At 57.2% G+C, this 22317-nt stretch carries 17 protein-coding genes; 9 read left to right on the top strand and 8 right to left on the bottom strand.

Going from position 1 to position 22317, the window contains the following annotated elements; genetic code table 11:
- Nucleotides 1-29 precede the first annotated feature (29 nt).
- The gene (locus DK872_RS15910) at nucleotides 30-1043 is read left to right on the top strand and encodes an alpha/beta fold hydrolase (protein WP_237656206.1); all 1014 of its coding nucleotides are present in this window, start codon (nucleotides 30-32) and stop codon (nucleotides 1041-1043) included.
- On the opposite strand, the gene DK872_RS15905 is transcribed toward DK872_RS15910, so the two are convergent.
- Nucleotides 1044-3752: a LuxR C-terminal-related transcriptional regulator gene (locus tag DK872_RS15905; RefSeq protein WP_161518526.1), complete on the bottom strand. Its 2709-nt coding sequence runs from the start codon at nucleotides 3750-3752 to the stop codon at nucleotides 1044-1046.
- Between the two features lie 175 nt (nucleotides 3753-3927).
- Here DK872_RS15905 and DK872_RS15900 point away from each other — a divergent pair, with 175 nt between their 5' ends.
- Complete coding sequence (locus tag DK872_RS15900; protein WP_007371767.1) at nucleotides 3928-4707, top strand: acetoin reductase; 780 nt, start codon at nucleotides 3928-3930, stop codon at nucleotides 4705-4707.
- A 25-nt stretch (nucleotides 4708-4732) separates the two neighbouring features.
- On the opposite strand, the gene DK872_RS15895 is transcribed toward DK872_RS15900, so the two are convergent.
- The 4 genes from DK872_RS15895 to DK872_RS15880 all read right to left on the bottom strand — a co-directional run bounded on the left by DK872_RS15895 (nucleotide 4733) and on the right by DK872_RS15880 (nucleotide 10617).
- On the bottom strand, nucleotides 4733-6121 hold the full coding sequence (locus DK872_RS15895) for a diguanylate cyclase (protein WP_149288710.1): 1389 nt from the start codon (nucleotides 6119-6121) through the stop codon (nucleotides 4733-4735).
- A gap of 191 nt (nucleotides 6122-6312) precedes the next feature.
- The gene (locus DK872_RS15890; protein ID WP_071920925.1) at nucleotides 6313-7932 is read right to left on the bottom strand and encodes a methyl-accepting chemotaxis protein; all 1620 of its coding nucleotides are present in this window, start codon (nucleotides 7930-7932) and stop codon (nucleotides 6313-6315) included.
- A gap of 106 nt (nucleotides 7933-8038) precedes the next feature.
- Nucleotides 8039-9115, bottom strand: a complete 1077-nt coding sequence (locus DK872_RS15885; RefSeq protein ID WP_161518525.1) for an alpha/beta fold hydrolase — start codon at nucleotides 9113-9115, stop codon at nucleotides 8039-8041.
- Nucleotides 9116-9291: 176 nt separating this feature from the next.
- Complete coding sequence (locus tag DK872_RS15880) at nucleotides 9292-10617, bottom strand: sodium:proton antiporter (protein ID WP_161518524.1); 1326 nt, start codon at nucleotides 10615-10617, stop codon at nucleotides 9292-9294.
- 197 nt (nucleotides 10618-10814) lie between these two features.
- Here DK872_RS15880 and DK872_RS15875 point away from each other — a divergent pair, with 197 nt between their 5' ends.
- The 7 genes from DK872_RS15875 to DK872_RS15845 all read left to right on the top strand — a co-directional run bounded on the left by DK872_RS15875 (nucleotide 10815) and on the right by DK872_RS15845 (nucleotide 19747).
- Entirely contained in the window at nucleotides 10815-11723 is a 909-nt protein-coding gene (locus DK872_RS15875; RefSeq protein WP_007371773.1) for an SDR family oxidoreductase, read from the top strand.
- A gap of 38 nt (nucleotides 11724-11761) precedes the next feature.
- Nucleotides 11762-12955 (top strand): zinc-dependent alcohol dehydrogenase, encoded by a 1194-nt coding sequence (locus DK872_RS15870; RefSeq protein WP_071920921.1) that lies wholly within the window; start codon nucleotides 11762-11764, stop codon nucleotides 12953-12955.
- A gap of 51 nt (nucleotides 12956-13006) precedes the next feature.
- Entirely contained in the window at nucleotides 13007-13501 is a 495-nt protein-coding gene (locus tag DK872_RS15865) for a 2-oxo-tetronate isomerase (protein ID WP_051644036.1), read from the top strand.
- Nucleotides 13502-13931: 430 nt separating this feature from the next.
- Entirely contained in the window at nucleotides 13932-16904 is a 2973-nt protein-coding gene (gene fdhF / locus DK872_RS15860; protein ID WP_161518523.1) for a formate dehydrogenase subunit alpha, read from the top strand.
- A complete protein-coding gene (locus DK872_RS15855) occupies nucleotides 16904-17383 on the top strand; it encodes a DUF1641 domain-containing protein (RefSeq protein WP_035888569.1) in 480 nt (159 codons plus the stop codon). The genes fdhF and DK872_RS15855 overlap by 1 nt, the downstream gene beginning before the upstream one ends.
- The gene (locus DK872_RS15850) at nucleotides 17376-18767 is read left to right on the top strand and encodes a cytochrome ubiquinol oxidase subunit I (protein WP_035888565.1); all 1392 of its coding nucleotides are present in this window, start codon (nucleotides 17376-17378) and stop codon (nucleotides 18765-18767) included. The genes DK872_RS15855 and DK872_RS15850 overlap by 8 nt, the downstream gene beginning before the upstream one ends.
- Nucleotides 18764-19747, top strand: coding sequence for a cytochrome d ubiquinol oxidase subunit II (locus DK872_RS15845; RefSeq protein ID WP_161518522.1), 984 nt, complete (start codon nucleotides 18764-18766; stop codon nucleotides 19745-19747). The genes DK872_RS15850 and DK872_RS15845 overlap by 4 nt, the downstream gene beginning before the upstream one ends.
- A gap of 16 nt (nucleotides 19748-19763) precedes the next feature.
- Here the strand turns inward: DK872_RS15845 and DK872_RS15840 are convergent, their stop codons facing one another.
- From DK872_RS15840 to DK872_RS15830, 3 genes are read right to left on the bottom strand one after another with little or no spacing between them, the layout of a single operon-like run.
- Nucleotides 19764-19892, bottom strand: coding sequence for a DUF2474 family protein (locus DK872_RS15840; RefSeq protein ID WP_082934097.1), 129 nt, complete (start codon nucleotides 19890-19892; stop codon nucleotides 19764-19766).
- Nucleotides 19892-20902, bottom strand: a complete 1011-nt coding sequence (gene cydB, locus DK872_RS15835; protein WP_071920917.1) for a cytochrome d ubiquinol oxidase subunit II — start codon at nucleotides 20900-20902, stop codon at nucleotides 19892-19894. Before cydB ends, DK872_RS15840 begins: the two co-directional genes overlap by 1 nt.
- Nucleotides 20902-22302, bottom strand: a complete 1401-nt coding sequence (locus DK872_RS15830; protein WP_007371783.1) for a cytochrome ubiquinol oxidase subunit I — start codon at nucleotides 22300-22302, stop codon at nucleotides 20902-20904. Before DK872_RS15830 ends, cydB begins: the two co-directional genes overlap by 1 nt.
- Nucleotides 22303-22317: the final 15 nt, after the last annotated feature.

Raw genomic sequence — 22317 nt, 5'->3', positions numbered from 1 at the left:
TTTTGCGCTCTATTCAAGGAGGAACCCTCATGCCATCTGGAATGAAAAAATGTCTGCCGCTGATGCTGCTCGCGGCGCTGTATACCGGGTATGCCAGCGCGGACGACACGCCGTCGTACGGCGCGCAACTGGAAGGTTTTGCCTATCCGTATCCTAAGCAAACGTTCGCTTTTACCTCACAGGGCGAGAACCTGCAAATGGGCTATATGGAAGTTGCGCCGGTCGGCAAAAGCAACGGCAGGGCGGTGGTGCTGCTGCATGGCAAAAATTTCTGCGGCGCTACCTGGGAGAGCACGATTGCGGCGTTGAGCCAGCAGGGTTACCGGGTTATCGCGCCGGATCAGATCGGCTTTTGCACCTCCAGCAAACCCGCGCATTATCAGTACACTTTTCAGCAATTAGCCGACAATACCCACGCTTTACTGCAAAGACTGGGTATTTCCCGTGCGGTGATCGTTGGCCATTCTACCGGGGGAATGCTGGCGACGCGCTATGCGCTGATGTATCCGCAAGCCGTTGAACAACTGGTGCTGGTGAACCCGATCGGTCTGGAAGACTGGAAAGCGCTCGGCGTGCCGTATCGCACGGTGGACCAATGGTACCAGCGGGAGCTGAAACTCTCGGCGGCGAGTATCCGCGAATATGAACTGAAAACTTACTACGTCGGGCGCTGGAAAGCGGAATACGAGCGCTGGGTAACGATGCTGGCAGGGCTGAATAAAGGGCCGGGGCATGAGCGGGTGGCATGGAACTCGGCGCTGATCTACGACATGATCTTTACCCAGCCGGTGTTCTACGAGTTTAAGGATCTGCAAACGCCAACCACATTAATGATCGGCACGGCAGATACCACGGCAATTGGCAGCGACATTGCGCCACCGGCGGTGAAAGCGAAGCTGGGCCACTATGCACAGCTCGGTAAAGCAGCGGCGAAAGCGATTCCCGGCGCGAAGCTGATTGAGTTTGCCGGGCTGGGCCACGCGCCGCAGATGGAAGAACCGACGCGTTTTAATCAGGCGTTGCTGGAAGCCCTTCGCCAGTAGTCAGCGTAACAGTTGTTGTTTACGCGCCTGATTGACCGCCTGAATGCGCCCCTTCACCTGCAACTTTTCATATAGTTGTTTCAGGTGCCATTTGACGGTTTCCACAGAAATCCCCAGCGAGCGGGCGATCTGTTTGTTGGAATGGCCGTCGGCAATTAAGCACAACGTTTGCTGTTCGCGCTCCGTTAACCGCAGGCTTGCGGTTGCGGAGGCGGGCAGCATCGCGCTCAACTGGCTAAGCAGCGTATGGATGACAACATCCCGCGCGGGCTGCTTATTCAAGTGAGCCAGCCACAGCGCAAGATCCGGGCCGAGGTCTTGCAGGCTGCGACGCAGATTTTTCCCCACCGCGCTTTGCAGTGCCGGTAAGCCCACCGTAGCCGCCTGCGCGATTTCTCCGCCGCGGAACAGGGCAATGGCTTCCAGCAAGCGCAAGCGCACAGCGCTAAGCCATTCGCCGCACTCCTCAAGCGCATCTACCTGCGCGTGCAGTAACCTTGCTGCTATCAGCGGTTCGCCGCGCGCCATCTGCATCCGGCACTGGCTGATGGCGCTGTACCTGTCGATAAGCGTTTGTTGATGAGGATCCGCCGCGCGAATCTGCAGCAACTGCGCCAGCGCACTGTCGGCGGCATCGTGTTGACCCGCCAACAGGTAAAGCGCCAGCCGCTCAGCGAGCAAAAAAGCGCGGATGCGCAACCAGCCGCGTCGCTCAGCCAGCTGTTCAGCATGCTGTAACAGCGCCTGCGCTTCGTGGGGCTGATTGTTTTGCTGCGCTTGATGTGCCAGTACACGGTAGCAACTGCTCAGACCGTCCGGCGGGCAGACGTCATCAATGGTTTGCAGCCGCAGGGTCAACAGCGCTTCGATACGCTCATCGCTTCCCTGTTCCCAGGCGATTTCTGCCAGCACCGGTGCCAGCGTTGCGCTGCTGCTGGAATTTGCGCCGGTATGCTGTTCCGCATGACTCAGCGCGCGGGAAGCCAGCTGTTCAGCCTGTGTTAAATCCCCCTGGCGCAGGCAGGCTTGCGCCATCACGAAAGCGCGATAAACCTCCACAAACAGGTTGCGCAGCGGCGCTTGCGCAATGGCGATACGCTGATGAACAGCCAGCGCCTGCTGCGGGCGTGAGGCGACAAGGTAGCCGTAGCTGAGAATATTGCACACCAGGCCATCTACCCAGATATCGCCGCAGGGCACCGCCTGCAACAGCGGCTCCACAATGGCGAGACTGGCAGCAATATTTTCGGCGAAGGCTTCGCAAATCGCCCGCACCACGCGTAGTTTGATGCGGGCAGGGCGGGCCAGTTCCGGGTTTTTTGCCGCCAGCGCGTCGAGCTCATCCAGCAGTTGACGCGCATCGTCAAACCGGAAATAGTGCGCCAGCGCCCATGCGAGGTTGATTTGCAGTTCGATACGCGCGGGCGTCACGTCCGCAGGCAGATAGCGCATCCAGCGCACCATGGTATCGATATCGCCCTCTTCAGCCAGCGATTGCGCCCCGGCAACGGCATGGCTGGTCATCGGTTTACCGGCGGCGAGCGTATGGCGGATGGCTTCAGCCCACAGCTGTTGGGCGGCAAACCAGGTGCTGGCTCGTTCATGCAGCAAACTCACGGCTTCCTGCCCATGACGCTGTAAACGCGTTAATAATGCATCGCGCATCAGCGGGTGGTAACGAAACCAGAATCCTTCGTCGTCGAGCGTGGAGAGAAACAGGTTGCGCCCGGCTATCCAGGCGAGCATCTCCTCGCCGTTATGCAGACCAGTTACGGCATCGCACAATGCCGGATGGAGACGATTGAGCAGGGACGTTCGCAGCAGAAAATCAAACACATCAGCCGGTAGCGGGGCGAAGACGACCTCATCCAGATAGCGCGAAACCGATCGGGAACTGGCCCGCAGGCTCCCCTCGTTATCGGTGCGACCGTGCGGGGCAAGGGCGGCCATTTTCATGCCCGCAATCCAGCCTTCAGTGACCGAAATTAACCGGTGAAGCCTCTCTTTTTTTACCGGTGCCGCGGTGGTCGCGGAAAACCAGCTGTGGGCTTCATCGTGGGTGAAGCGCAGCGCGTCATCATCGATCTCCAGCAGTTGATCCTCGATTTGCAGGCGGCTGAGCGCCCATGGCGGCGGACTCCGGCTGCCTAAAACCAGATGCAGGCAGGCGGGCGCATGCGCCAACAGCCAGCTTATCCCGGCATGGATCTCCGGGTGTTGAATATTCTGGTAATCATCAAGAATGAGGTACAGCGGGCGCGGGTGCGTGTGCAACAGGTTAATCAGCGTGGCGCAGAAGAGAGCAAAATCACCCGCAAGTTCGCCGCTGGACAATGCCGATGATGGATTTTTTTCCTGCTGGCTGAGCGGGCGTAACGCCTCCTGCAAGTAACGCATAAACAGCAGCGGCGAGTTGTCATCCTCTTCAAGGCTCAGCCAGGCGATGCTGTCGCCCTGTTGTTGGCGGTGATGATACCACTGCGCCAGCAGCGTCGTTTTGCCAAACCCGGCGGCGGCGCACACCAGCGTCAGGTTACGGGATGCGGCGCCGTCAAGCTGCTGTAACAGCCGGTCACGGTGTACTAACGCGCCCGGCGAGCGCGGCGGCGTGAGCTTGGTGAGGATCAGCGGTAACGCGCGGGCGAAACGGAACGGTTCATCGTGCGTCTGCACTGCGGGTACATCCCTGATTGAGGATAAAAACGCCATGTCGCCACTCTCTCGCCCTGTGCTTTCCCCCCCATCAGAGGGGGTAGGCCATCTCTGTTCGTGTCTATAGAGTAAATCACCATCCACCGTCGGTGCATAGTCAGGCTGTTTTGCCCAAAAGACTGTGCGCCAGCGGGCAGAATAACTGTTAATCAGGATGAGGTAAGTAGAGATTATGGCTATCGAAAATAAAGTTGCTCTGGTCACCGGCGCGGGTCAGGGAATTGGCCGGGGTATTGCTTTGCGTCTGGCAAAGGATGGAGCGTCGCTGATGCTGGTTGATGTTAAACGCGAAGGGCTGGACGCGGTTGCCGCAGAGGTAAAAGCACTGGGACGTCAGGTTGCCACTTTCGTGGCTGATATCGCCGATCGCGAGCAGGTGTATGAGGCCGTCAACCAGGCGGAAAGCCAGCTTGGCGGCTTCGATATTATCGTCAACAACGCCGGTATCGCGCAGGTGCAGGCACTGGCCGATGTGACGCCGGAAGAGGTCGATCGCATTATGCGGATCAACGTGCAGGGAACGCTGTGGGGCATCCAGGCGGCGGCGAAAAAATTTATCGACCGCAAACAGAAAGGGAAAATTATCAATGCCTGTTCTATTGCCGGGCATGATGGCTTTGCCCTGCTCGGCATCTACTCCGCAACGAAATTTGCTGTGCGTGCGCTGACGCAAACGGCGGCGAAAGAGTACGCCAGCCGTGGGATCACGGTAAATGCTTATTGCCCGGGGATTGTCGGCACGGGCATGTGGACAGAAATCGATAAACGCTTCTCAGAAATCACCGGTGCCGCGATTGGCGAAACCTGGAACAAATACGTTGGCGGTATCGCGCTTGGCCGCGCCGAAACACCGGATGATGTCGCAAGCCTGGTCTCTTATCTGGCTGGCCCGGATTCCGATTATGTCACCGGGCAGTCAATTCTGATTGATGGCGGTATTGTTTACCGTTAAGTCAAAGAGCCGGAACGGGTGATACTCAGTTCCGGCTCGTTTCCAGCCGGTTGCGCCCGTGGCTTTTAGCCGCGTACAGCGCGCGGTCCGCTTTCTCAATTAACCGTTTGTAATCCGGATGATAATCAAATTCCGCAAGGCCGATGCTGACGGTGACGGAAATGGGTTTACCGGGTGCGACTTCAATCGCCAGCCCGGCGATTTTTGCGCGTAAGGTTTCCAGCATAATGCGCGCCTGCGACAGATCCGATTCCACCAGCAGCACCATAAACTCCTCGCCGCCATAGCGGAACACATAATCGCTGCTGCGGAAGTGGTCAAAAATCACCGTCGCCACGCTTTTCAGCGTAATATCGCCCGCATTGTGGCCAAAGCTGTCATTGATTTTCTTGAAATAATCAATGTCGATCATCGCCAGCACAAACGGTTTACGCACATTTAGCGCCAGCGAAATTTCCCGCCGCATAATGGTCGGAATAAAGCGGCGGTTAAACAGTTGCGTCAGCGGATCTTTGCCGTTCTCCAGCTCCACCAGTGCGTCAAACATCGCCGCAAGGAGACGATGGATCTGCCCGGTAAGCTGCCGGATGGCCTGTAACAGGCTCAGGCGCGACTCCGCAGTCAGTACCTCTTCGCTGGCCCGCATCCGTACCAGCCGATCGTCCGCCTGTTTAATCAGCTCATCAATGCTGGCCAGCATCTCCTGATTACCCAGCAAATAACGGCCCTTATGCGCCAGCCACATACCGAATTCCGACGCCGACAAGGTGATAATGTCCGCCGCCGGTAAGCCAGTAGCGATATTGTAGATAAACTGATTTTCCCAGCTGGTCAGCGCGTTAATCTGTCGTTCGCGCTCAACGTTCACGTCGTCATAAATGGATAACAGGCGATACTGCTCCTGCGCCTGCATGGAGTTTTGATAGCCCGGCGACCAGGAGACCGTCATCGCTTCGATGGCTGTATCCATCGCCAGGCTACTGAAACAGAGGGTATCGCTGAGCAGCGAGGCGGGAATGGTCGCTTTGGCCTGAAGCAGATGATAAAGCTCATTCTTGAGCTTGCGCGCGCCGCGCGCCACCAGATCCAGCGGTAAGCCAATGCGCGCATGTACAATGCCAATTGCCCGCTGATTCTCTAACAGTTGCGGCAGATCTTCACTGGCGCTGCCGAGCACGCTGCGCAACCAGTGGAACATACTGTGGCTGAGCCGCGAGCTGACCTGATCGGTATTTAAAAACAGTTCACTTTCAGGATGTGAAAGCATGTAGTCATAAAAAGCGGTCACCAGATGACGGATTTCCTCATCACTGAGTGCAGTCAAAATGCCGTGAACCTGCGGCGAAGTCTGGTTCAGCAAATCCTGCCACTCGCTTAGCAGCAACGCATTATCACCGTGTTCAACCTGTTCCATGTGTACGCCAACCATTAATTTTGATGATATATGGCGCTGATAGTACGGGCAGGCACCGGGGCAAGGTCAAGCAAAAAGCGGTCCGGCGGCGCGCTGATTGTTGGCGGAAGAGGGCTGTGTTTTTTGCGCGGGGGCGGTGACGGGGAGAAAAACATCCACGCCGTAGCGTGGATGTTGTCGTGCAAACTTCCTTAATTGGCGTTAGCCAGCGCCATTCCCTGCGGTCCGGCGTGGCGGCCATTTCCTGACTGCTGCGATGCGTCATCGACCAGGAAGCGTGTGACAGACTGCTGCAAATTCACCACCTGCTGTTGCAGGGAACTGGCCGCGGTCGCGACTTCGGAAACCAGCGAGGCGTTCTGCTGAGTAACGCCGTCCATCTGATGAATGGCGATATTCATCTGTGAAATACCGCGCGTCTGCTCGCCGGAAGCCAGCATCACGTCATCCATGATCTCGACCACTTTTTTCACATCGACCATCACTTCGTTCATTGTCGCGCCAGCTTCTTTCACCAGCCCGGACCCCTGTTCGATGCGGCTAAGTGAATCACTGATCATCGTGCCAATCTCTTTTGCTGCCGTGGCGCTGCGCTGCGCCAGCACGCGCACTTCCGATGCCACCACCGCGAAGCCGCGTCCGGCTTCCCCGGCACGGGCTGCTTCAACGGCGGCGTTCAGCGCCAGCAGGTTGGTCTGGAAGGCAATTCCATCAATCACTCCGACAATATCGCCAATTTGCGCAGAGCTTTTTTCGATAGCATTCATGGTAGAAACCACTTCCGAAACCACGGTTGCGCCACGCGAAGCGGTGTTCGAGGCTTTTTGCGACAGTTCGTTCGCTTTACGCGTGTTGTCTTCGTTATTTTTTACCGTCGCCATAATCTGCTCCATGCTGGAGGCGGTTTCATCCAGCGAGGCGGCCTGTTGCTCGGTACGGCTGGAGAGATCGATATTGCCGGAAGTAATCTCTTCCACGCCGGAGCCGATGGCATCCGTACCGTTACGCACCATGCGTACCATATTCTCCAGACCATCACGCATACGCCGTACGGCGGCGAAGAGTTGGGCGATTTCGTTTTTCCCGGCAACATCAATGCGCGCGCGCAAATCGCCCTCGGCAATACGGTCAAACACGGTTATCACGTTATTGAGCGGTTTGACAATCAGGTTGGTCATCACCGACCAGGCCAGGCCCGCCAGTACCAGCGCACAGGCAATAGAGAAGTAGAGAACAAACTCCATGCGTTTAACGCGGTTGTTGGAGTCATCATAGGCGTGGTCAATGCTTTTAATTTTAAACGCGACCAGCGATTTGGAGGCCTTATCAAATGCCGCATACAGCGCGGTTGATTTCCCGGCGCGCTGGCGATATTCGTCAAGTTTGCCCGCTTTCAGCGCCGCAAAGGCCGGATCGATAAATTCATTCATCAGCGCGGCGCGGGTGGTGGCCATTTCATTGGCGATAACTTGCTCTTCAGCCGATTGCGGATATTTCAGGTACTCCTGCCATTTGCCGCTGGCGCTATCAATTTTGCCGCGTGCGCGCTCCAGCGCCACGTTGGCTTTCTCGGTTTCGCCGTTACCGACCAGCGATTCATACAAGCGTAAATCCAGACGACCACGCAGTAATAGCTCGGAACTTTCATTTAAGGCAACCAGACCGGGTAAGACTTCCGTATCGACGCGGGCAAAGGATTTATTCCCGGACTGTACCGCCACCAATCCCAGAATACCCACGAACAGTAATAAGGCCGTCAGTGAAAATATCATCATGCTAAGAGCAGTACGGATCTTTATTCGACGAAACATAGCGTTTTCCCTGTTACCGATGAATGAAAAAAGAAAAGAGGGGTGAAAATAACGTTGTTATGCGAAAAATCAGGAAGCAACGTGCGTCACTGCCTGGGTAAAGAAATTACTTTTTATCCTGCCGTTGAGGTGTGGCGGCCAAAAAAGCGCGCAGTTTGTCGCGGTAAAATTTTGCCGACATCATGGTGCCGTGGCCGCTGGTTTCCACGCTGGCCGGAATAAGAAAAAGCTCAGCCTGTTTTATTTTGTGGAGTTCGCCACTGAGGATCCCGGTTTCTACCGGATTACGCTCGTCATCGGCGGAGTTAATGATCAGCATCGGCGCGGTAATACGGTTTAACGCTGGTAAAGCGTTATAGTTCGCCGAGGAGCCCCAGATATAAATAAAGTCGTTGGCATCCGCAGTGACCGGTGCGGCCAGACGCTCATCCACCAGTTTATCGGCCAGGGCGCGGGTTGGCGCTTTATGCTGGTAATTCAGCGTGCCGCCGGTGGTGGCAATACTGAACATAATATTGGCGGTCTTCAGCGCAGGCGGTTGCTGCTGGTAATTGCCCTGCGCCCAGGCCGGATCGGCTTTGATCGACTCAATTAACATGCGCCGCATCATCCAGTTACGGCCAGAAAGCTCGTTAGGCTGCGAGGCCATCGGCACCAGCGCATCCATCATCGTCGGGTATTTTTCTCCCCACAGCCAGGTCTGCATACCGCCCATTGAATAACCCATCACCAGGCGCAAATGCGAAATACCGAGGCCTTCTTTAATTAAGCGATATTGTGCGGTCACCATATCGTCATAATCGTAGTGCGGAAAGTTCATGCGCAAACCATCTGACGGTTTGGAGGATTTCCCCGAGCCAATACTTTCCGGGATGATGATGAAATATTTACTGCTATCGAGCGCTGCGCCGGGGGCAAATAACTCACCGGCAAATCCTGGCGCCAGCAACGCTTTAATCGGCTGGTTCGTTCCGTGCAGGAGTAATACCGCAGGTTTGCTGCGATCGCCGAGCGTGTAGTAATGAATACGCAGATCGTTGAGTTTTTCACCGCTATTAAAGGTAAATTCGTTGGCGACCCAGTCGCCTTCCTGAACAGTGGGTGCTGAATTTACTGCGTGAGATAAAGGTGATAAAGCTAACAGAATGGCGAGTGTCGTTCCTGATATTATGCGAAAGAACATAAAGTAACTCTTTAGTATGTGCAGGTTCCGGGAATTCGATAGTAATTTCAATTCAGATAAATCCCAATTAATATCAAAAACATCACCAGAAAATAATATTCTGTCCTCCTTTTTTGCGTTTTAACGAGACGTTTTTAATACAGTTTCTCTTATGTAAGATGCATCGGGTTCATATCTTAATCCTGCTCCCGTTTGCGGCGCAGCGTCAGTAACGGGGTGACCGATATGCCATGGATCAGTACGCTGAAGGTCACTATCGTAATGGCGATATCGGCCAGTTCGCCCGCGCGGGCGCTGTCCAGCCCGTGCATATACGCATACGCAATATAATTCAGGCTGCCGATGCCGCGGATCCCCAGCCATCCGAGGCTCAGACGGTGAAACAGCGACTCTCCCGAACGCCAGGTCAGCAGCAGCACCGACAGCGGTCGAATAATGACGAACAGCATGAAAGCCAGCACCAGGGCGGGCATATCCCAGTGCTGTGCCAGCGTGACGCCCAGAATAATCACCAGCACCGCCGCAAATATCCGCTCAACCGTATCGCCAAAGGAGAGCGCATCGCCAATCACCAGCCCCACCGATTTGATCGGGTTATGTTCTGCCAGCGCGTGACGCGCGTGGGGATTGACCTGCATTTCTGCCGGTAAGTCGTGCTCAACCTCTTTCTGATCCGGATGCTTTTTTTGCACGCTAACTTCGGCGCTGCGCAGCCCAACCCCGGCGGCAAACGCGGCAAGAAAACCGGAGGCGCTGACGGCCATGGCAAGGGAAAAACTGAGACAGATCAGCGATAGCGCGACAAAATCGCTGGGTGCCACTTCGCCCTGAGCATGCCGCGAGCGGGTGGCGATAAGCCCGATGCTGCGTCCCAGCAAAAAACCGATAGCCAGCCCGCCCACCAGTGCCCAGAGCAGATCGATGCTCAGCCAGCTAAGCCACTCATTGGTGCTGATACTGCCGCCTGCCCGATGCCAGATCAGCGCCAGCATCAAAAATGGCAGAGCGGTGCCGTCATTCAGCCCGGCTTCGCTGGAAAGGGCGATTCGGAGCTGGTCGCCATCTCTGGCATCGTTGATGGAGACCAGGCTTGCCAGCACCGGATCGGTCGGGGCGAGGATCGCGGCAAGCGCCAGCGACAGTGGCCAGGAGAGATCGGCCATGAAATGGGCGACCAGCATCATTCCGCCGATAGTGAGCAACATGCCGGGCAGCGCCAGTTTGATCCCCATCTTCCAGTAAGGTGACGTCAGCGGCAGGCGAATTTTTAGCCCGGTAATAAACAGCGAAGCCGCCATGGCGATTTCCGTAACCCGGCTGGTCAGCGTGGCGTGCGCGGCAATATCAATATTGAGAATATTAAATACCCAGGGGCCGCAGGCAATACCCACCAAAAGATAAAGGCCAAAAACCGACACCGGTGCACGGTTTATCCAGCCATAAGAGAGTGACATCAATAATAATAAACAGCCGGTTGCTGCCGTCCACGCCAAATATCCCATATCTCTCCACTGTATCGTTTAGCTATTTAAAAGGGTATAGACGCTGCAGAGACTATATTCCACAATATTGCAAAGCGAGGCGGTAAATTAGGTGCCGTAAGCGGTGAGATATTATTTTCAGCTTCGTTATTTTCATTCATCGCTATTTTTGTTCTACCCTTTATGTTCGTGGTAATTAAACATTGAGAGGTAAGCGAATGGATAGCATAAATAACCCGAAGCACACCACAAATCAGACTAATACCGAAAACTACCCGGTTCCGCCATTTCCACATCAAAAACAGCCGTTCCCTGGCCTGGCCGGGAAAATGGAGCCGCGTCCCGATCACGGTGAAAAAAGTTACCAGGGCAGCGGTCGGCTGAATGGCCGTAAGGCGCTGATCACCGGCGGGGATTCCGGTATTGGTCGCGCTGTTGCCATTGCCTTTGCCCGCGAAGGGGCCGATGTGGCTATCAACTATCTGCCAGCGGAAGAGGACGATGCGCGGGAAGTGATTGCCCTGATCAAAGAAGCCGGGCGCAAGGCGGTGGCGATCCCTGGCGATATCCGCGACGAAACGTTCTGCCAGCAATTAGTGGAGCAGGCCAGCGAAGCGTTAGGTGGGCTGGATCTGCTGGTGAATAACGCCGGGCGTCAGCAGTTCTGTGAATCGATAGAAGATCTCACCACTGAAGCGTTTGACGCCACGTTCAAAACCAACGTCTACGCCATGTTCTGGATAACGAAAGCCGCGCTGAAAAAGATGTCGCGCGGGGCGGCAATTATTAATACCACCTCCGTTCAGGCGTACGAACCGAGCGAAATACTGCTTGATTACGCCCAGACCAAAGCGGCTATTGCGACGTTTACCAAATCCCTCGCCAAACAGCTGGGGCCGAAAGGGATCCGCGTGAACGCCGTTGCGCCAGGCCCATACTGGACGGTGCTGCAGTGTTGCGGCGGGCAGCCGCAGGAAAAAATCGAGCAATTTGGTGCCTCCGCGCCGCTCGGCCGTCCAGGCCAGCCAGCAGAGATTGCACCGCTGTATGTCACTCTGGCTTCGTCTGAAAACAGCTATGCGTCAGGCCAGGTCTGGTGTTCTGACGGTGGTACAGGAACCGTGTAACGCGCAGCTCTCTTTTATCAACGTCAGGAGAATCGCCTGTGAAAGCATTAACGTATCACGGACCTCATAGCGTCAAAGTCGAGAACGTCGACGATCCGGGGTTAGCCGCCCCGGACGACATCATTCTGCGCGTGACCGCGACGGCGATTTGTGGCTCCGATTTGCATCTGTACCGCGGCAAAATTCCGGGTACGCATCATGGCGATATCTTCGGCCACGAATTTATGGGCGAGGTTGTCGAAGCCGGGCCGGAAGTGAAAAACGTCAGCAAGGGCGATCGCGTGGTGATCCCGTTTGTGATCGCCTGCGGCGACTGTTTTTTCTGTCGGTTGCAGCAATATTCGGCCTGTGAAAGCACCAACAGCGGGCAGGGCGCGGCGCTGAATCGCAAGAGTATCACGCCGCCCGCCGCGCTGTTTGGCTACAGCAGCCTGTACGGCGGTGTTCCGGGCGGGCAGGCGGAGTATGTCCGCGTGCCGAAAGCCAACACCGGGCCTTTTAAAGTCCCGGACATTCTGCCGGATGAGAAGGTGCTGTTCCTCTCCGATATTCTGCCGACGGCCTGGCAGGCGGTGATCAATGCTGAAGTGAAACCGGGCTCGCGGGTGGCCATTTACGGTGCCGGGCCGGTGGGGTTGCTGACGGCGGCCTGCGCGCGCTTTAAAGGCGCTGAGCAGATTTTTATCGTCGATCACAACGATTACCGGCTGGAGTTTGCCCGGCAACGCTATGGCGCGATCCCGATTAATTTCGATAAAAACGACGATCCCGCAGCGTGGATTATCGAAAATACGCCGGGTAACCGGGGCGTTGATGCGGTGATAGATGCTGTGGGCTTTGAAGCGAAAGGCAGCATCACGGAAACCGTGCTGAGTACGCTCAAAATTGAGGGCAGCAGCGGGAAAGCGCTACGGCAATGTATCGCCGCGGTGCGGCGTGGCGGCATCGTCAGTGTGCCGGGCGTCTACGCCGGGTTTATCCACGGCTTTATGTTCGGCGACGCTTTCGATAAAGGGCTGACCTTCAAAATGGGGCAGACACATGTTCATGCCTGGCTGCCGGAATTGCTGGCGCTTGTCGAACAGGGACACCTGAAGCCGGAGGAGATTATTACCCACCACATGCCACTGGAAGAGGCGGCGCGCGGGTATGAAATCTTCGAAAAACGCCAGGAAGAGTGCCGCAAAGTGATCCTCGTGCCCGGCATGAATGCGGAAAAAGCCACCGTCTGATCCAGGCGCAGGCGCTGCGGCGTCTGTGCCTTTACTCTGGAGAGCGATTTGATGACCACACCTTCGTTATCTATTGCCAATGAACTGGGGCGGTTGTTAACGGAAAAGAAGCTGCAACTGGCGACGGCGGAGTCCTGCACCGGCGGGATGATCGCCTCGTCGTTGTGCGCAGCGGAGAATACCCCGTCGTTCTATGGCAGCGGGTTTGTGACCTTTACCGACGAAGCCAAGATGATCATGCTTGGCGTCAGTCGCGAAACCCTTACCGCGCACACGGCGGTAAGCGAACAGGCCGTTATCGAGATGGCGGCGGGCGCAGTGCGCCAGTCGCAGGCGCATATCGGCATTGCGGTCAGCGGCTACGCCGGGCCGGACGGTGGCGAAGATGGCACGCCAGCGGGCACGATCTGGTTTGCCTGGCAGCTAGCCGACAACAGCGTGCATACCCGGGTGAAACAGTTTACCGGCGACAGCGAAGCGAATATCAAAGAGGCCACTAATTATGCCCTCGGTCGATTAATTCGCTTATTAGCTGAATCGGACTAAATGCTGAAGAGCGCATACTGAAATAAAACAAGCGCAGCGGGAAATATAATCTGCCTGCTGCCGCCTGGCTGTTTTTTCCCGTACCTGGCTATAGTGAAAAATCTGCGTAAATAATGAGGAGGTAACAATGTTACAGGTTGAAAAAGACGATCCCCATGAAGCACCGGAATCCGGCGATAAAAAACCCGTTCCGCCAAAAAAATAATCATGAACAGGGCCACACGCGTGGCCTTTTTTAACGGCATAAGAAAATACCTAAATATCTCTGGATAAGGCGATGACCGCCTGACATTTTGGCCGCCATGTTGTAGCGGCTATTTTTAAACATCATCGATACGTCATGTAAAAAAACTCGCTGCGTACACACGCGGAAGGTGAACATTTCCCCGCAGACGGGAACGGGCGTAGAGGATGGGTCTGAGGAAGCAAAATGAGCCTGCAAAAATGTACCGTAATTTACGACGGCCAGGCCCTTGTTGGCCCGGCGGACATCCCCCTGATCGATTTTCTCGATGCCTGCAACAGGACCTTACCCCATGTCTGCTACCACCCGGCGCTGGAGCCGCTGCAAACCTGCGATGTGTGCTGGGTGGAACAGGCGGGGAAACTGGTGCGCGGCTGTACGCTACGCAGCCACGAAGGCCTGGTGATCAACAGCGCCAACCCGCACGCCAGCGCCGCCCGCGAAGAGGGAATGGATCGCCTGCTGGCGAAACATGAGCTCTACTGCACGGTCTGCGAACACAACACCGGCGACTGTACGTTGCACAACACCATGGTGGACATGCATCTGCCGATCCAGCGCTATGCGTGGCAGCGTAAACCCTACGTGAAGGACGAATCCAACCCGTTTTACACCTACGATCCCGATCAGTGCATCCTGTGCGGTCGCTGCGTGGAAGCCTGCCAGAATGTGGAAGTGAACGAAACGCTGAGCATTGATTACACGCAGGAGCATCCGCGCGTTTTGTGGGATGGCGGCACGCGGATTGCGGGTTCCAGTTGCGTCAGTTGCGGCCATTGCGTCACGGTTTGCCCCTGTAACGCGCTGCTGGAAAAAACCATGCAGCCCGATGCCGGGCCGTTTACCTCGATGCGCCAGTCGCTGAAACGCCCGTTAATTAATGTGGTGAAGGCGCTGGAAAATACCATCGGCGCGGAGATCGTTTCCGGGGTGTCTGTGATCGATACCCAACTGCGCCAGCAGGAGATTAAACGCACCAAAACGGTCTGCACCTACTGCGGCGTGGGATGCAGCTTTGAGATGTGGACGCGCGATCGCCATCTGCTGAAAGTCCAGCCCGTCACCGACGCGCCCGTCAACGGCATCTCCACCTGCGTGAAGGGGAAATTCGCCTGGGATTTTATTAACAGCCCGGAGCGGCTGACCACGCCGCTGATCCGCGAAAACGACCACTTCCGGCCTGCTTCCTGGGAGGAGGCGCTGGATCTGGTCGCCAGACGGCTGCTGGAGATCCGCGATGAAACCGGGCCGGACAGTATCGGTTTTATTGGTTCCAGCAAAGGCAGTAATGAAGAAGCCTACCTGACGCAAAAAATCGCCCGGCTGATTATCGGCACCAATAGCGTCGATAACTCCTCGCGCTACTGCCAGAACCCGGCCACCGAAGGGCTGTTTCGTACCGTGGGTTATGGCGGCGATGCGGGCACCATTGCGGATCTGGCGCAGGCGGAGCTGGTGGTGATTGTCGGCAGCAATACGGCAGAAAACCATCCGGTGATTGCTTCACGGCTGAAGGCCGCGAAAAAACAGCGCGGCCAACAGTGGCTGGTGGTCGATCCGCGCCGCCATGAAATGGCCGAACGCGCCGATCAGCATCTGCGTATTCACCCCGGTACCGATCTGGTCTGGGCCTCGGCAATGTCCCGCTATATGTTTGACCATGGCTACGCCGACGAGGCGTTTCTCTCGCAGCGCGTTAACAATGTCGAGGCGTACCGCCGCTCGCTTGAACCCTTCACCCTCGATTATGCCGCGCAAATTACCGGCATTCCGGAAGCGGATCTGCGTGGGGCGGCGGAGCGGATTGGCCGCGCGGGCAGCGTCTGCATCATGTGGGCGATGGGCATCACCCAGCACAGCCACGGCGCAGATACCAGCACCGCGCTCTCCAACCTGCTGCTGGTGACCGGCAACTACGGGCGGCCGGGCACCGGCGGTTATCCGATGCGCGGGCATAACAATGTGCAGGGAGCCAGCGATTTTGGCTGTCTGAAAAATTTCTATCCGGGATATGAATCGGTCAGCGATCCGCAAGTGCGCGAAAAGTGGGCACGCGCCTGGGGCGTAGACCCGCAGCGGCTTTCGCTGGAGGTGGGCGAAGACAATTTCATGATGGTCAAACTCGCCAGAAGCGACCAGCTTCGCGCGATGTATGTGATTGGCGAGGAGACGGCCTTTTCCGATGCCGATACCACCAATGTGCACCAGGGATTTAGCGAGCTGGATTTTCTGGTGGTGCAGGATCTGTTTCTCAGCCGCACCGCGCAGTTCGCTGACGTGGTGCTGCCAGGCTGTCCCAGCGTGGAGAAAGAGGGTTCGTTTGTTAACACTGAACGGCGCATTCAGCGTTTCTACCCGGTGATGCCACCGCTCGGCGACAGCCGCCCGGACTGGCTGATCCTGACTCAGCTTGCCGCGCGGATGGGCTTCGACTGGGGCTATACCCATCCGGGGCAAATTATGGCCGAGGTGGCAAGCATCGCCGGGAGTTTTGCGGGTGTCAGCTATGAGCGGCTGGAGGGCTGGAAATCGCAACTCTGGCCGGTGAAGGCGGATGGCAGCAGCACGCCGCTGCTTTATACCGACACATTCAAAAGCGCGGATGGCCGCGCCACGCTCTATCCGGTGAGCTGGCAGCCCCCGGCGGAAGAGGCGGATGCCGACTACGATCTGCTGCTGAATAATGGCCGCATGCTGGAGCACTTTCAGTCCACCAACCAGAGCGGCAGAGGCGGGCGCACCACCAGCCTTTCCCCCGAATGGTATGTTGAAATCAGCCCCGAACTGGCGGCTGGCCGCAGCCTGAACACCGGCGACTGGGTCAGGCTGAGTTCCCGCCGTGGCGCGCTGGAGGTTCCGGTGGTGGTCACCGAACGGGTGCAGGGCAAGGTGCTGTTTATCTCGATTCACCAGGGTAAAGAGGGCATCAATCAGTTGACCGGCGAACATCACGATCCGGCGGTGAATACGCCAGCCTATAAAGAGATCGCTATCCGCCTCGACGCGCTCGACAGAACGCCCCATCCCAATCCTTTACCGGAACATAACTTCCGCCACGGTAAGCGTACCCCCATCACCGGGGTGCCGGTGGAAGCGAAATGGCGTCGCGACGATTACCGCGAGCCGCCGGAACATGAACCTCATCCGGAGAAATTTTAATGGCGAAATCGATTGAGTATCAGCCGGAACCGGCAAAAATCGGGCCGGACGCCCACGAAGAACTGGATCGCCTGCTGGAAACCCTGCACCAGCACGGCGTGCTGCGGTTACTGAACGATCTGGTCGCGGCGAACAACGAAGTCGCGCAGATCCTCGTCAACGGCTTGCAGCGCCAGGGTACGCTGAATGCCATCCAGAATATCTCGCTGATGCTGATGGCGCTCTCTTCACTGCCGCCGGATCGCGTCTATAAACTGGCCTTTGGCCTGCGTGATTTGGCAGAGGTGATAAGCCAGCCAAAAGCGGATGATGAGGAAAAAGCGCCCGGCGTACACGGGGCGTGGAAGATGTTGCAGGATGACGATCTGTGGCGTGCGTTACGGCCGCTGCTCCATGGGCTGGCGGCGTTTTCCCGGCGGATGGAGGAGCCGGTAGACAAGCCGATCTCCGCCTTTACCGGTAAGCCCAGCGATGCCTGACATCAGCCCGGAAACGGCCCTGCTGCTGGCGCGTACGCAATTTGCTTTTACCATCGGCTTTCATATCGTGCTGGCGGCGTTCACCATTGGCCTCGCGCAGTTTCTGATGCTACTGGAAGGGATGTGGCTTTGGCGCAGGCAGCAGGTCTGGCTCAGCCTGTGGCGCTACTGGAGCAAAATCTTCGCCCTTAATGTTGCCGTCGGCGTGGTGACCGGCGTGGTGATGGAGTTTGCTTTTGGTACCAACTGGAGCGGGCTGGCGAGCCGGACAGGCGCGGTGCTCGGACCGATGCTCTATATGGAAGTGCTGGTGGCGTTCTTTCTTGAAGCCGGTTTTATGGGCGTGATGCTGTTCGGCATGGGCAAGGTGCGGCCGTGGGTCCATTTTATGGCGACCTGCATTGTGGCGCTGGGATCGTTTTTCAGTGCTTTCTGGATCCTCGCGGCGAATTCGTGGATGCAAACGCCGGACGGTTTTGCCATCGGCGCGGATGGACGCTTTCGTCCCGTGGACTGGTGGACAGTCATTTTTAACCCGTCGTTTCCGTGGCGGATGGCGCACATGGTGGCGGCCGCGCTGCTCGGCACCGCCTGCCTGGTGGCGGCCAGCGGCGCATGGCATTTGCTGCGCGATGCGCGTCATCCGGCGGCGCGCAAAATGTTCTCTCTCGGCATGTGGATGCTGGTGGTAATGGCACCGCTGCAAATCGTGCTTGGCGATCTGCATGGCGAAAACACCCGCGATCACCAGCCGGTAAAACTGGCGGCGATGGAAGGGAGCTGGAACCCGCCGCCGCCGGGCGAAGGCGAGCCGATGCGGCTGTTTGCGCTGCCGGATATGGCCGAACAGCGTAACCGTTATGAAGTCGCCATCCCTGATATCGGTTCGCTCTATCTGCGCCATAACCTGAGCGGTACCATTCATAGCCTCAATCAATACCCCGCCGACGAGCGACCGTGGGTACCGCTGGTGTTCTGGTCTTTTCGCCTGATGGTCGGCCTTGGTCTGTTGATGGCCACGGCGGGTATTGCCGGGCTGGTGGTGCGCCTGCGCGGCCGTCTGTGGCGCGCGCGCTGGCTGCATAAACTGATGGTGCTGATGGCACCCGCCGGGTTTATCGCCATGCTGGCGGGCTGGGTGGTGACGGAAGCCGGACGCCAGCCGTGGACGGTATATGGCCTGCTGCGCACCGACGAAAGCGCATCGCCGATAGCTCCGGGTTTACTGCTGGGTTCTCTGGCGACGACCGTCACCGTTTATCTGCTGCTGTTCAGCCTCGGGCTGTGGTTTCTTCTGCGTTTGCTCGCGCACCCGCCGCAGCCAGACGAAGAGAGCGCAATGCCGGAAGTGGCGCAACGCACGGGAAGAGGAACCGATGAATGAGTGACGTGTTGGGGTTACCCTGGCTGCAAACGCTGTCGGCGGCGGCGCTGGTGCTGAGCGTGTGGATCTACGTGCTGCTTGATGGCACCGATCTCGGCACCGGTATGCTGTGTGGATTGCAGCGCGATGCCGCTTCCCGCAAGACGATTAATCTCTCATTGCTGCCGGTGTGGGACGGTAACGAAACCTGGCTGGTGCTGGCGGCAGGCGGGCTGCTCGGGCTGTTCCCGCTGGCGTACGCCATTATTCTCAGCGCGCTGCATGTCCCGGTTTTTGCCATGCTGCTGGCGCTGGTCGTGCGTGGGATGGCGATCGAGTATCGTCACCACGCCCCACGCCTGTTCGATGCGATGCTGGTGGGCGGCTCATTACTGGCGAGCCTCGCGCAGGGCACCATTGTTGGCTGTCTGATCGAGGGTATTCCGAATGACGGCCAGCAGTTTAACGGCACCGGCGGCGAGTGGTTCAGCCCGTTTCCTCTGTATTGTGCGCTGGCACTGGTGGTCGGTTACTGCCTGATGGGGGCCGGCTGGTTGAACTGGCGCTGCACTGGAGCATTGCAACAGTGGGGCAGGCGCGCGATCCTGCCGCTTGGCGTGCTCGCCGCGTTACTGGTGGCGGGATTACTCTTCTGGACGGGGCACTTACAGGAAACCTGGCGTCGCCATCTGCTGAACCCGTGGCTGTGGCTGCCGCTGCTCAGCGTGGCGGTAATCGCCGCCGCCGGGTTAGGGTTCAGCCTTGCGCGGCGCTACGCGTTTATGCCGCTGGCGGCGATCCTCGTGCTGGTGAGCTGTGCGTTGGGCGCGCTGGTGTTTACCCTGTTTCCGTTTATCGTTCCGGTTAATGTGATGATTCACCAGGCGGCCGCGCCGCCAGAAACGCAAAAATTTCTATTGATCAGTTTTGCGTTACTGGCGCCCATTACGCTGCTTTATAACAGCTGGGGATTTCGCGTTTTCAGCGGCAAGATTGAGTAAACCTTCCCGCGTTGCCTTACGCGCGTAGCCCGGCCATTGACATCAGCAGCCTGAGCACAGAGCTGACGAGAAACAGGGCCAGCACGCTGGCAAACCACAGCCCAACAAACCACATGATTTTCGGTGCGATACGTTTAAATGACATCAGTGATACCCCGCGCCATGCTGGATTTTTCCGCGAAACACGTAGTAGCTCCAGAAGGTATAAACCAGGATCACCGGAATAATCAGCAGGGCACCAACCAGCATAAAGCCCTGGCTTTGCGGCGGCGCGGCGGCCTGCCACAGCGTGATATCCGGTGGAATAATATGCGGCCAGATACTGATGCCCAGCCCGCTAAAGCCGAGGAAAACCAGCCCCAGCGTCAAAACGAACGGCAAAATATGGTATTGCACGTTGCTCAGCGTATGCCATAACCAGACGCTGAAGAGGATCACCAGCAGCGGAACCGGGGCAAAAAACCAGATATTCGGCTGGCTGAACCAGCGTTCGGCGATCGCCGCATGGGAAAGCGGCGTCCACAGGCTGATCGCGGCCATCGCTACCAGCAGCGCCAGCAACAGCGTTCTGGCGACAACACGCATTTTCTGTTGCAGGTTTCCTTCACTTTTCATCACCAGCCAGCTGGCGCCCAGCAGGCCATACGTGATGATCAGCCCAATGCCGCAGAACAGGTTAAAGGGCGTCAGCCAGTCGAGCGAACCGCCGCTGAAGGTGCGGCCGGTGACGGCAAAACCGTTGATCACCGCGCCGACCACCACGCCCTGCATAAAGGTCGCCAGCAGCGATCCGGCTAGAAAGGACTTATCCCAGAACGGTTTGTGATTCGGCGTGGCTTTAAAACGAAACTCAAACGCCACGCCGCGAAAAATAAGACCGATCAACATTAATGTCAGCGGAATGGCCAGCGCATCGGCGATCACCGCATAAGCAAGAGGAAACGCACCGAAAAGCCCGGCGCCGCCGAGCACCAGCCAGGTTTCGTTACCATCCCACACCGGCGCGACGCTGTTCACCATAACGTCCCGTTCGCCGCCGTCCTGAATCGCCGGGAAAAGAATACCGATGCCCAGATCGAAGCCGTCCATCACGATATACATCAGCGTGGCAAAGACGATGATGACAAACCAGATAAGCGATAAATCGATGCCCATTATTTTTTCTCCTCCGCCTGCAAACTTTCACCCGCCGCAGAGAGCGGGCGCGCCGGTCTGCCGTCGGTTGCGTGTTCATCCCAGGGCTGCGGTCCTTTCTTAATCAACCGCACCATATAGCTGTAGCCGACGCCGAAGACTGAGGTGTACACCACGATAAAGGCCAGCAGGCTCAGGCTCATCTGTAAGGTGCTGTGCAGGGAAACCGCATCCGCCGTGCGCAGCAGCCCATAGACGACCCAGGGTTGCCGACCGACTTCGGTGGTCACCCAACCAGCAAGAATGGCAATCAACCCCGCCGGGCCCATGCACAGCGCGAAGTACAGGAAGGGGCGCGATGCATAAAGCCGCTGGCGAAAACGTAACCACAAAGCGGCAACGCCGAGCGCGATCATCAATAGCCCCATCCCGACCATCAGACGAAATGACCAGAAGACAATGGTGGAGTTGGGCCGATCCGCTTTCGGGAAATCTTTCAGCGCAGGCACTTGTTCATGCAGCGAGTGGGTGAGGATCAGGCTGCCGAGAGAAGGGATTTCCACCGCGTATCGCGTGCGCTCTTGTTCCATATCCGGCAAGCCAAACAACAACAACGGCGTGGCTTCACCGGGCGGATTTTCCCAGTGCCCCTCAATGGCGGCGATCTTCGCGGGCTGATGCTTCAGTGTGTTCAGGCCATGCATATCGCCAATAAAGGCCTGCAGTGGCGCAACGGCCAGCGCCATCCACATCGCCATCGACAACATTTTGCGGATTGCCGGTGTGTCATTGCGGTGCAGCAAGTGCCAGGCAGCGGAAGCGCCAACGAAGAGGGCAGTGCTGAGGAACGCGGCAATGGTCATATGCAGTAAACGGTACGGGAACGAGGGGTTAAAAATGACTGCGAACCAGTCGACAGGGATCACCTGACCATTTTCAATGGCAAACCCTTGCGGCGTATGCATCCAGCTATTAGAGGCAAGGATCCAGAACGTGGACATCAGCGTGCCCAGCGCCACCATGCAGGTAGCGAAAAAGTGCAGCCCCGGCCCCACTTTATTCCAGCCAAACAGCATGACGCCGAGAAAACCCGCTTCAAGGAAGAAGGCGGTCAGCACCTCATAGGTGAGCAATGGCCCGGTAATACTGCCGGCAAATTGGGAAAAGCCGCTCCAGTTGGTACCAAACTGATAAGCCATTACCAGCCCGGAGACCACGCCCATGCCGAAGTTGACGGCGAAGATCTTCAACCAGAAGTGATACATCGCGCGCCAGTCGGGATTTTTGGTTTTCAGCCATAACCCTTCAAGCACCACCAGATAGCTGGCGAGCCCGATGGTGATAGCAGGAAAAATAATGTGAAACGAGACCGTAAAGGCGAACTGAAGCCTTGCCAGATGGAATGCATCGAATTCGAACATGCCCGGTTACCCCAC

It is taken from the genome of Kosakonia sp. MH5, assembly GCF_009935945.1.
Taxonomy (GTDB): Bacteria; Pseudomonadota; Gammaproteobacteria; order Enterobacterales; family Enterobacteriaceae; genus Kosakonia; species Kosakonia radicincitans.
The sequence above is the reverse complement of the archived record's forward strand: the minus strand, read 5'-3'. Positions and strand labels throughout refer to the sequence as shown.

Excerpts from the sequence above, each read along its gene's own strand:
- DK872_RS15910 (WP_237656206.1), top strand. The coding sequence starts at position 30 with ATGCCATCTGGAATGAAAAAATGTCTGCCGCTGATGCTGCTCGCGGCG.
- DK872_RS15905 (WP_161518526.1), bottom strand. The coding sequence starts at position 3,752 with ATGGCGTTTTTATCCTCAATCAGGGATGTACCCGCAGTGCAGACGCAC.
- DK872_RS15900 (WP_007371767.1), top strand. The coding sequence starts at position 3,928 with ATGGCTATCGAAAATAAAGTTGCTCTGGTCACCGGCGCGGGTCAGGGA.
- DK872_RS15895 (WP_149288710.1), bottom strand. The coding sequence starts at position 6,121 with ATGGAACAGGTTGAACACGGTGATAATGCGTTGCTGCTAAGCGAGTGG.
- DK872_RS15890 (WP_071920925.1), bottom strand. The coding sequence starts at position 7,932 with ATGTTTCGTCGAATAAAGATCCGTACTGCTCTTAGCATGATGATATTT.
- DK872_RS15885 (WP_161518525.1), bottom strand. The coding sequence starts at position 9,115 with ATGTTCTTTCGCATAATATCAGGAACGACACTCGCCATTCTGTTAGCT.
- DK872_RS15880 (WP_161518524.1), bottom strand. The coding sequence starts at position 10,617 with ATGGGATATTTGGCGTGGACGGCAGCAACCGGCTGTTTATTATTATTG.
- DK872_RS15875 (WP_007371773.1), top strand. The coding sequence starts at position 10,815 with ATGGATAGCATAAATAACCCGAAGCACACCACAAATCAGACTAATACC.
- DK872_RS15865 (WP_051644036.1), top strand. The coding sequence starts at position 13,007 with ATGACCACACCTTCGTTATCTATTGCCAATGAACTGGGGCGGTTGTTA.
- fdhF (WP_161518523.1), top strand. The coding sequence starts at position 13,932 with ATGAGCCTGCAAAAATGTACCGTAATTTACGACGGCCAGGCCCTTGTT.
- DK872_RS15855 (WP_035888569.1), top strand. The coding sequence starts at position 16,904 with ATGGCGAAATCGATTGAGTATCAGCCGGAACCGGCAAAAATCGGGCCG.
- DK872_RS15850 (WP_035888565.1), top strand. The coding sequence starts at position 17,376 with ATGCCTGACATCAGCCCGGAAACGGCCCTGCTGCTGGCGCGTACGCAA.
- DK872_RS15845 (WP_161518522.1), top strand. The coding sequence starts at position 18,764 with ATGAGTGACGTGTTGGGGTTACCCTGGCTGCAAACGCTGTCGGCGGCG.
- DK872_RS15840 (WP_082934097.1), bottom strand. The coding sequence starts at position 19,892 with ATGTCATTTAAACGTATCGCACCGAAAATCATGTGGTTTGTTGGGCTG.
- cydB (WP_071920917.1), bottom strand. The coding sequence starts at position 20,902 with ATGGGCATCGATTTATCGCTTATCTGGTTTGTCATCATCGTCTTTGCC.
- DK872_RS15830 (WP_007371783.1), bottom strand. The coding sequence starts at position 22,302 with ATGTTCGAATTCGATGCATTCCATCTGGCAAGGCTTCAGTTCGCCTTT.